Source organism: Mycobacterium sp. (assembly GCF_049802695.1).
In the GTDB taxonomy this organism is placed as follows: domain Bacteria; phylum Actinomycetota; class Actinomycetes; order Mycobacteriales; family Mycobacteriaceae; genus Mycobacterium.
In genome coordinates this window covers 1-3,162 of record NZ_JBARMY010000310.1, presented here as the reverse complement: position 1 = coordinate 3,162, position 3,162 = coordinate 1, and the positions used below count along the sequence as shown (strand labels likewise).

The 3,162-nt window shown below is 63.9% G+C and carries 3 protein-coding genes; all 3 read left to right on the top strand.

What is annotated here, in order from left to right; all coding sequences use genetic code 11:
• On the top strand, window positions 1–1,157 hold a 1,157-nt coding region (locus tag WA317_RS12665; protein ID WP_425173359.1), incomplete at its 5' end, for a mycothione reductase.
• 129 nt (window positions 1,158–1,286) lie between these two features.
• Window positions 1,287–2,417 (top strand): HoxN/HupN/NixA family nickel/cobalt transporter, encoded by a 1,131-nt coding sequence (locus tag WA317_RS12660; protein ID WP_425173358.1) that lies wholly within the window; start codon window positions 1,287–1,289, stop codon window positions 2,415–2,417.
• Window position 2,418: 1 nt separating this feature from the next.
• A partial coding sequence (locus tag WA317_RS12655) for an AraC family ligand binding domain-containing protein (protein ID WP_425173357.1) occupies window positions 2,419–3,162 on the top strand: 744 nt, incomplete at its 3' end.

Sequence of the window (3,162 nt, the reverse complement as noted above, 5' to 3'; positions counted from 1 at the left end):
TGCGCTGGGACGACATCGTCTCGCGCATCTTCGGGCGGATCGACCCGATCGGGATCAGCGGCGAAGACTACCGGCGCGCCTCACCGAACGTCGACGTGTACAACCGGCACACCCGATTCGGACCGGTCCAGCCGGACGGACGCTATCTGCTGCGCACCGACGCCGGCGACGAGTTCACCGCCGACCAAGTGGTCATCGCGGCGGGTTCGCGCCCACTGGTTCCGCCGGCCATCCTGCAGTGCGGGGTCGAGTACCACACCAGTGACACGGTGATGCGCATCGCCGAACTGCCCGAGCATCTGGTAATCGTCGGCGGCGGTTATGTCGCATCCGAGTTCGCGCACATCTTCTCCGCGCTCGGTGTCCGGATCACCTTGGTGATCCGGGACGGCACGTTGCTGCGCCACTGCGACGACACCATCTGCGAACGGTTCACCCGCATCGCAGCCCGGAATTGGGAGCTGCGGACGCACCGCAACGTCGTCGGCGCCCACCAGGACGGCTCCACCACCGTGCTGGAACTCGACAACGGGTCGACGGTGGCCACCGACCTGGTGCTGGTGGCCACCGGCCGCACACCCAACGGCGATCTGCTGGACGCCGAGCAAGCCGGCGTCGACGTCCAGGACGGCCAAGTGGTGGTCGACGAATTTCAACGAACCTCAGCCCGTAACATTTTCGCCCTTGGTGACATCTCGTCCCCCTACCAGCTCAAGCACGTCGCCAACCATGAAGCCCGGGTAGTGCGGCACAACCTGCTGCGCGACTGGGACGACACCGGCGATATGAGAATCACCGACCACCGGTATGTGCCGTCGGCGGTGTTCACCGAGCCCCCCGTCGCCACCGTCGGCCTGACCGAGAATCAGGCGGTGGCGAAGGGATTCGACGTTTCCTGCGCAGTGCAGAACTACGGTGACGTCGCGTACGGCTGGGCGATGGAAGACACCACCGGCATCGCCAAGATCGTCGCCGAACGCGGCAGTGGCCGCCTGCTCGGGGCACACATCATGGGCTACCAAGCATCGTCGCTGATCCAGCCGCTGATCCAGGCGATGACCTTCGGACTGACCGCCCATGACATGGCTCGCGGCCAATACTGGATTCACCCCGCGCTGCCCGAGGTGATCGAGAACGCCCTGCTGAGTCTCGATTGACGGCCCGGCCTACCTGACTGCGTTACTGCGACAAAGTCGCAAGAGTTTCTGCGAAGTCCTTGCAAGAAGAACTACCGGATCGTTAACATCGCGGTAACCTGCTCGTCCCCTTAAGCCGAAGGGGCAGACGTGAACCATGGTGCCGACCGCCCGTTCTGGTGGTCGACGCTGCGGGGCGCTCTGATACCGGACGAGTGGCTGCGTCTTGGCGCCATGGTCGCGGTGATCGTCGCGCTGCACTTGATCGGTTGGATCACCCTGGTGGGCGTCGTCGAGCCGGCCCACTTAACGGTTGGCGGAAAGGCGTTCGGCATCGGCGTCGGGTTGACTGCCTACACGCTCGGTCTGCGTCACGCGTTCGACGCCGACCACATCGCAGCGATCGACAACACCACCCGCAAACTGATGAACGACGGTCAACGCCCGCTGGCGGTCGGATTCTTCTTCTCGCTCGGCCACTCCTCGGTCGTCTTCGGGCTGGCACTGTTGCTGGCGTTCGGGCTGAAGGCCGTCATCGGACCGGTCAGGCAACAGAATTCAGCGTTGCATCACTACACCGGTTTGATCGGCACCGGCGTCTCGGGAGTTTTCCTTTATCTCATCGCCGCCATCAACGTCGTCACCCTGGTCGGCATCCTCGCGGTATTCGCGCGGATGCGGCGCGGCGTCTACGACGAGGCCGAACTCGAAAGTCAATTGAACAGCCGCGGATTCATGAACCGGGTCCTCGGGCGCTTCACCAGATCGGTCGCAAAGTCATGGCACGTCTACCCGGTAGGCGTGTTGTTCGGACTCGGCTTCGACACCGCCACCGAGGTGGCCCTGCTCGTCCTGGCCGGCACCAGCGCAGCGGCCGGCTTGCCGTGGTATGCGATCTTGTGCCTGCCTGTGCTGTTCGCCGCCGGCATGTGCCTACTGGACACCATCGACGGCTCATTCATGAATTTCGCTTACGGATGGGCCTTTTCGAACCCGGTCCGCAAGGTCTACTACAACATCGTCATCACCGGATTGTCGGTGGCAGTCGCGTTGCTCATCGGCAGCGTCGAGTTGCTCGGCTTGCTGGCCGAGCAATTTAACTTGCGTGGAGCACTGTGGGATCGGCTCGGCGGCGTCGACCTGAACGCCATCGGCTTTCTGATCGTCGGCATGTTCATCGTCACCTGGGCTGTCGCGCTGCTGGTCTGGCGCTACGGCCGCATCGAAGAGAAGTGGCCGGCAACGACCGGAATTCTCAACGAAAGCGCCGAGGTCAGGTGACATGCTGACGGCCCAGGCTACCAGCGATTTTTCGGAGACAGCCGCTTGCACGCTGCGCCGAGCCCAACTCGACCGCGTCGGCTTCTCCGAAGTCTCCTACGCGATGGCCACCAAACTCGTCGCTTCCATCCCCGGCGACTGCTACCAGGTACAACTAACGCTTGCCGGGCACTGCGAGATCAGCACCGGCTCAGTCACTGTGCAGGCGGGTCCCGGGTCGTTCGTGGTCATCAATCCCAGAACCACCTATCGTAAGCGATCGAGCAGCGACGCCCGGCAGTTGATGATCAGGCTGCCGCGTCGGACTGTCGAACAGCTGGCCAGCGCTGAAAGCGGCGCTAATCCAGTCCTTTTCGACCAGTCAGCCCGGCCGATGCCGGGTGCGTTGCGGGATCTCATCGACTTCATCTGGCGGGATATCACCACCGACGGACGTAGGCGCTCGCCAGTCATCGACCGAAGTGCGAGCAGACATCTGGTGCGAGCGGTGCTTCACCTGCTGCCCAACTCGGCCAGCATGGTCGCGCCCGCGAATGACCTGCCGGACTGTCTGTCCCGGGCGGACCGGTTCATCCGCCACAACCTTGCGCGCGGGATCGTCCTGGCGGACATCGCCGATGCGGCCGGCGTCAGTACGCGCTGTCTGGAGAGCGCATTTCGCCGGCACTGGCGGACCACACCGGTGACCCACTTGCGCAACGTGCGGCTCGACTCCGCGCGCCGCATGCTCACTCAACCGAGTGAC